The following is a 6312-nucleotide window of genomic DNA, read 5'->3' as shown; positions in this document are numbered from 1 at the left end:
GGGTGGATCGCGGCGAGGCGTACAAGGGCCGGGTGGGGTATGAGCGCCGTTTGAGCTTCAGGCTTAATCCATAGCGGCAATGTCACGTAAACATGACTTCCATTCGTGCATGTCCTGTTTACGTGACATCAGGTGCAGTGTCAGCCCCGCTCCCCGATCGGCAACCAGATTTCCACCGTGCCCGTACCCTTCCTGGCATCGAAATCCGCGCTGTAGCGCTCGAAATCCGCGCCCATGACTTTGTAGCCCGAGTGCGGCAGCCATTCGAACATGATGCGCTCGTAGGTTTGCTCAAGCGCCTGCACCGGCCCGTAGTGGGGGAACACGGCATAGTTGAGTGGCGGAATTTCGATCACCTCGAAATTGCTCGGCACGTCCTTCTTGGCCGGGACTTCAACACCTGCCAGGTAATCGAATTCGCCGTGATGCGGGTTATGGCACACCCCGTAGGTCACACCGCCGACGCGCTTCTTGATGTCCTTGATGCAGGTATCGAACAACTCCCACAGCCGTGGGATATCGCCCACGGTGGCCTTCGAATATCGCCCTTGCACCCCGGCGATCACCAGGGCCTTGCCAGCTTCCAGGCGTAGCTCCAACGGTTTTTTTGTCTGCTGATCCATACGAACAGTCTCCTTCTTATGAGGGAACAAACCCGCATCGAGTATAGGGGCATATCCACCTCGTACTCCATGTAGAAAAATTTTCGACGCATCTGGACAACTGGCCATCATCGCCCGTATTGTCTGCCCCGCAGGCCACCGCAGTGGCCGACGTCGCTCGGACGGTTCCGGGCGCTTACGTACCTCGAGGCAACAATGGCAGACCAAGGTTCGCCGCGCCGCTTTGCGCGCATAGATCGACTCCCCCCCTATGTTTTCAATATCACTGCCGAGCTGAAGATGGCTGCGCGTCGGCGCGGCGAAGACATCATCGACTTGAGCATGGGTAACCCTGACGGCGCCACGCCTCCCCACATCGTGGAGAAAATGGTCACCGTCGCCCAACGTGACGACACCCACGGCTACTCCACCTCCAAAGGTATCCCGCGCCTGCGCCGGGCAATCTCGCGCTGGTACAAGGATCGTTACGCGGTGGATATCGACCCCGAGTCCGAAGCCATCGTGACCATCGGTTCCAAGGAAGGCCTGGCGCACTTGATGCTAGCCACCCTGGACCAGGGCGATACTGTGCTGGTGCCCAACCCCAGCTACCCGATTCATATCTACGGCGCAGTGATCGCCGGCGCCCAGGTACGTTCGGTGCCACTGATACCCGGCGTGGATTTCTTCGCTGAGCTGGAGCGCGCGATTCGCGGCTCGATCCCCAAGCCGAAGATGATGATCCTGGGCTTTCCGTCCAACCCCACCGCGCAGTGCGTGGAACTGGACTTCTTCGAACGGGTGATCGCCCTGGCCAAGCAGTACGACGTACTGGTGGTGCACGACCTGGCCTACGCCGACATCGTCTACGACGGCTGGAAAGCCCCCTCGATCATGCAAGTGCCCGGCGCCAAGGACATTGCGGTGGAGTTTTTCACCCTGTCCAAGAGCTACAACATGGCCGGCTGGCGCATCGGCTTCATGGTGGGCAACCCGGAACTGGTCAACGCCCTGGCGCGCATCAAGAGCTACCACGACTACGGCACCTTCACCCCGCTGCAAGTGGCGGCAATTGCGGCACTGGAAGGCGACCAACAGTGCGTCAAAGACATCGCCGAGCAGTACCGCCAGCGCCGCAATGTGCTGGTCAAGGGCCTGCATGAGCTGGGCTGGATGGTGGAGAACCCGAAGGCGTCGATGTACGTCTGGGCCAAGATTCCCGAGCAATATGCCGCCATGGGCTCGCTGGAGTTTGCTAAAAAACTGCTATTGGAAGCGAAGGTGTGTGTGTCGCCGGGGATCGGCTTTGGTGAGTATGGCGACGATCATGTGCGCTTTGCACTGATCGAAAACCAGGACCGGATTCGCCAGGCCGTGCGTGGGATACGCGGCATGTTCAGGGCGGATGGGTTGGTCAGCAAAGCCTGACCTGATCCACCTGAAGAAACCCAATCAATGTGGGAGCTGGCTTGCCTGCGATGCAGACACCTCGATGTTTCAGATGTACCGAGGTGATGCTATCGCAGGCAAGCCAGCTCCCACATTTGTTTTGCGGTGCCTGTTACACCACCAACGACAGCAACATGATGAAGATCAGCGCCACGATCGACAGAATGGTCTCCATCGCCGTCCAGGTCTTGAACGTCTCGGCCACGGTCATGTTGAAGTACTGCTTGACCAGCCAGAACCCCGCATCGTTGACGTGAGACAGGATCAACGAACCTGCGCCCGTCGCCAGCACCAGCAACTCGCGGTTAACCCCAGGGATCATGCCCACCACCGGCACCACAATGCCCGCACCGGTAATGGTCGCAACCGTCGCCGAACCGGTAGCAATCCGAATCACCGCCGCCACCAGCCACGCCAGCAGAATCGGGTTGATCTGCGCGTTCACCGCCATATGGCCGATCACGTCACCCACGCCGCTGGTGACCAGCATCTGCTTGAAGCCACCACCGGCACCGATGATCAGGATGATCGCGGCGGTCGGCGCAAGGCTGGCGTCGAGCAGCTTGAGGATCTGCTTGGAGTGGATACCCTGGCGATGGCCAAAGGTGTACAGCGACAGCAGCAACGCCAGCAGCAAGGCGGTGATCGGGTGACCGATCATGTCCATCCAGTTGCGCACCACGTTGCCTTCGGCAAAGGCGATGTCGGCGAAGGTTTTGAGCAGCATCAGGAACACCGGCAGCAGCACGGTGATCAGGGTGATGCTGAAGCTCGGCAGGTCTTTGTTCTCCGGCTCGCGGGCCAGTTGGTCCACCAGTTCCTGGGACGGGTTGCCCGGGATGTACTTGGCGATGAACGTACCGAAGATCGGGCCGGCGATGATGGCGGTCGGCAGCGCAACGATCAGGCCGTACAGGATGGTCTTGCCGATATCGGCACCGAACACGCCGATGGCTAGCAGCGGGCCTGGATGCGGTGGCACCAGGCCGTGCACTGCCGACAGACCGGCCAGCAGCGGGATGCCGATCTTGATCAGCGATACACCGGTGCGCCGGGCGACGATAAACACCAGCGGGATCAGCAACACAAAGCCGATCTCGAAGAACAGCGGGATGCCCACCAGGAACGCGGCGAACATCATCGCCCACTGGACCTTTTCCTTGCCGAAGGCGCGGATCAGGGTCTGGGCGATCTGATCGGCACCGCCGGACTCGGCCATCATCTTGCCGAGCATCGTGCCCAGCGCGAGGATGATGCCGACAAAGCCGAGCACCCCGCCGAAGCCGTCCTGGAACGCCTTGATGATCTTGTCCACGGGCATGCCCGAGGTCAGGCCGAGGAAACCGGCCGCGATGATCAGTGCAATGAACGGGTGCACCTTGAACTTGGTGATCAGTACGATCAACCCGATGATAGTGACTACTGCATCTAGCAGCAGGTAAGACTCGTGGGACATGCCAAACATGGGGGGTCTCTCCTGTTTGTTGTTGTTATTAAAGCGGGTGTTGAACTTCCTGCCGGGGATAGCGCTATCTTTTCCGGCAAAAAATTAATGAGTAGGTTCAAAGCCGTGCTTGTGCCACCAGGTATTGGTCTGCTCGGCCAGTTCCTCGACGCTGTCTTCACTGGCGTTGAGCGCCAGGGTCAGCGGCTCGCCCTTGGGCGATTCAAGGGTGGCGAACTGGCTGTCGATCAGGCTGGCCGGCATGAAATGGCCGGGGCGGTGAGACACGCGGTCGGCGGCGACTTCGCGGGTCAGCTCCAGGAAGACAAAACCCAGGCCCGGCGCGGCTTCGCGCAGGTGGTCACGGTATTTTTTCTTCAGGGCCGAACAGGTCAGTACAGGATGCTCGCCGGCTTTCAACGCGCGGCGCAGTTCATCGCACAGGATATCGAGCCAGCCGGCGCGGTCGTCGTCGTTGAGGGGGTGGCCGGCGCTCATCTTTTCGATGTTCGCGGCAGGGTGAAAGCTGTCGCCTTCAATGGCAGTGGCGCCGTTGAGGGCGCACAGGGCTTGGCTGACGCTGGACTTGCCACAGCCGGAAACACCCATGATGACCAGGGCGGTAACAGGTTGACTCATGAAACACCTCAGGACGCAGATAGCGCTACCTTTGCATAGCGTAAGGCTAGTGCAAAAACAGGCTTTTCCCGCGCCGACTTGTCATTTTTATGGAGTGACGCGTGCATCCGCTCCAATGGTTTTGGACAGGATCAGGCAACCCTTTATCCAAGAATTTGCAGCCCTTTGGAGACAGCGCTACCTTAGTGCCTCGATTTTTGTTTGGCAAGCCGCCTGATGACCTCCAAGAACGATAAAAATACCCGCACAACGGGCCGCCCTACCCTCAATGAAGTGGCGCGCCTTGCTGGCGTCAGCCCGATCACCGCCTCCCGCGCCCTGCGCGGCATCAGCACGGTGGCCACCGAACTGGTGGAAAAAGTGCAACAGGCCGCCGCCGAACTGAGCTACGTGGTCAACCCCGCCGCCCGCGCCCTGGCCTCGGCGCAAAGCCATTCGGTGGTGGTACTGGTGCCGTCACTCTCCAACCTGCTGTTTATCGAAACCCTGGAAGCCATCCATCAGGTACTGCGGCCCAAGGGCTTTGAAGTACTGATCGGCAACTCCCATTATTCGCGCGATGAAGAAGAAGACCTGCTGCGCAACTACATGGCCTACCAGCCGCGGGGTTTGTTGCTGACCGGCTTTGACCGCACCGAAAGCGCGCGACGAATGGTCGAGGCCAGCAATGTGCCCTGCGTGTACATGATGGATCTGGACCCCAATGCAGGGGTGAACTGCGTGGGCTTCTCGCAACTGGCCGCCGGCGAGACCGCGGCCGCGCACTTGCTGTCCCGGGGTCGCAAGCGCCTGGCCTATATCGGCGCCCAACTGGACCAACGCACCTTGCTGCGTGGCGAAGGCTTTCGCCGCGCCTTGCAACAGGCCGGCCTGTACGACCCGGCGCTGGAATTGCTGACGCCACGCCCGTCCTCCGTGGGCCTGGGTGGCGAACTGTTTTTGCAACTGCTGGCCGCCCACCCGGAGGTGGACGCGATCTTTTTCGGCAACGACGACCTGGCCCAGGGCGCCCTGCTCGAAGCCCTGCGCCACGGCATCAAGGTGCCGGAACGTGTAGCCGTGCTGGGTTTCAACGACCTGCCCGCCTCGTCCTTCATGGTGCCGCGCCTGAGCAGCATCAGCACGCCACGGGAAGCCATCGGGCGCCGAGCGGCGGAGCATCTGCTGACGATCATGGCGGGCAACAAGGTGGCCAAGCCGGTGGTGGATATGGGGTTTGAGTTGCAGGTGCGCGAGAGCACCTGAGCGTCGAGCCGAACGCAATCAATGTGGTGCCCACAGAATCAGCGCCTGGCACAGATCCCCTGTGGGAGCGGGCTTGCTCGCGAAGGCGGTGGGTCAATCAATAAATTTTTAACTGAACCACCTGAAACTCAGATTTCCTACGTAATCGTGTAAGAGCAGTCAGAGCGCTGTGGGACGCCTGTAGGAAGTGCCTGACATTGCAGTAAGCGCCTTGCTCCGCTGCCTACGCTTACGTCAGAATCCGCCGGCTTGTGCGCCTCGGTGGCGGTCTCTAAGGTTTGACGGTCGCTGAATTTCTCGGTGATCGGGTTTAGTAGCCCGAGTTCGGTCACTCTAAGTGCATAAGTCTGCCCGCGTTAATGGCGGCTGTGCGTAGGGCACTTTCGGGTGCGCCGGCTTTGAGTGTCCACCGGTCTACTAACCTGCGTACAGTTGCCACCCTCGTTTAGTAGCGATACGGCGGCAGCCCATTCCAGGATGCTCTAATGATCAAACAAATCGATACGCCGCCAACCACCCTCTTCACCCTCATCCCCGATATCTCCACCGAAACCCTACTGGCCAACAGCTACGAAACCGTCTGCTCCGTCAGTACCCTCCTGCTCGACCTGTCCGATGACCTCACCGGCAAACATCGCGATATAGCCCTGGCCATTCATCAATTGAGCGAACTGAGCGTATTGCTGGTGGGCAAGGCCATGGACCAGCACACACCACGCTGCTGAGGCAAAACGCGATCCCTGTGGGAGCTGGCTTGCCTGCGATAGCCATAGGTATCTACACAACTTTGTGGGTTGTAACAGCAGACGGTAACCACGATGCGAAGCGAGTCGCTCTTGATCTGCTTTTGATCTTGATCTCAGGCGCCCCGTTAAACCACGCTGGCCGAACGCAGGCTTGAATTCGTGGGTAACCCGGCAGGACGCCGGGTTA

6 protein-coding genes are annotated in these 6312 nt (G+C 60.0%); 3 read left to right on the top strand and 3 right to left on the bottom strand.

Annotated elements, in window-relative coordinates:
- Positions 1-140: 140 nt before the first annotated feature.
- The gene (locus tag GIW04_RS26630; RefSeq protein ID WP_120248627.1) at positions 141-623 is read right to left on the bottom strand and encodes a GyrI-like domain-containing protein; all 483 of its coding nucleotides are present in this window, start codon (positions 621-623) and stop codon (positions 141-143) included.
- Positions 624-818: 195 nt separating this feature from the next.
- Between GIW04_RS26630 and alaC the strand changes: the two genes are divergently transcribed.
- On the top strand, positions 819-2030 hold the full coding sequence (gene alaC / locus GIW04_RS26625; protein ID WP_034134341.1) for an alanine transaminase: 1212 nt from the start codon (positions 819-821) through the stop codon (positions 2028-2030).
- Between the two features lie 133 nt (positions 2031-2163).
- Here alaC and GIW04_RS26620 read toward each other — a convergent pair whose 3' ends face one another.
- Entirely contained in the window at positions 2164-3516 is a 1353-nt protein-coding gene (locus tag GIW04_RS26620; protein WP_003193703.1) for a GntP family permease, read from the bottom strand.
- Positions 3517-3600: 84 nt separating this feature from the next.
- Positions 3601-4134: a gluconokinase gene (locus tag GIW04_RS26615; protein WP_003193705.1), complete on the bottom strand. Its 534-nt coding sequence runs from the start codon at positions 4132-4134 to the stop codon at positions 3601-3603.
- A 213-nt stretch (positions 4135-4347) separates the two neighbouring features.
- Between GIW04_RS26615 and GIW04_RS26610 the strand changes: the two genes are divergently transcribed.
- Together GIW04_RS26610 and GIW04_RS26605 are read left to right on the top strand one after the other, a co-directional pair.
- Positions 4348-5379, top strand: a complete 1032-nt coding sequence (locus GIW04_RS26610; protein WP_164692282.1) for a LacI family DNA-binding transcriptional regulator — start codon at positions 4348-4350, stop codon at positions 5377-5379.
- Between the two features lie 485 nt (positions 5380-5864).
- Positions 5865-6104, top strand: a complete 240-nt coding sequence (locus tag GIW04_RS26605; protein ID WP_003193708.1) for a DUF6124 family protein — start codon at positions 5865-5867, stop codon at positions 6102-6104.
- Positions 6105-6312: the final 208 nt, after the last annotated feature.

The sequence above is a fragment of the Pseudomonas sp. PA-4-8C genome (assembly GCF_021606625.1).
Classification (GTDB): domain Bacteria; phylum Pseudomonadota; class Gammaproteobacteria; order Pseudomonadales; family Pseudomonadaceae; genus Aquipseudomonas; species Aquipseudomonas lactis.
This window is presented reverse-complemented; position numbering and strand designations above follow the sequence as displayed.

Bases quoted from the DNA above. Each gene is read 5' to 3' on its own strand.
- GIW04_RS26630 (WP_120248627.1), bottom strand. From the start codon at position 623: ATGGATCAGCAGACAAAAAAACCGTTGGAGCTACGCCTGGAAGCTGGC.
- GIW04_RS26620 (WP_003193703.1), bottom strand. From the start codon at position 3,516: ATGTTTGGCATGTCCCACGAGTCTTACCTGCTGCTAGATGCAGTAGTC.
- GIW04_RS26615 (WP_003193705.1), bottom strand. From the start codon at position 4,134: ATGAGTCAACCTGTTACCGCCCTGGTCATCATGGGTGTTTCCGGCTGT.
- alaC (WP_034134341.1), top strand. From the start codon at position 819: ATGGCAGACCAAGGTTCGCCGCGCCGCTTTGCGCGCATAGATCGACTC.
- GIW04_RS26605 (WP_003193708.1), top strand. From the start codon at position 5,865: ATGATCAAACAAATCGATACGCCGCCAACCACCCTCTTCACCCTCATC.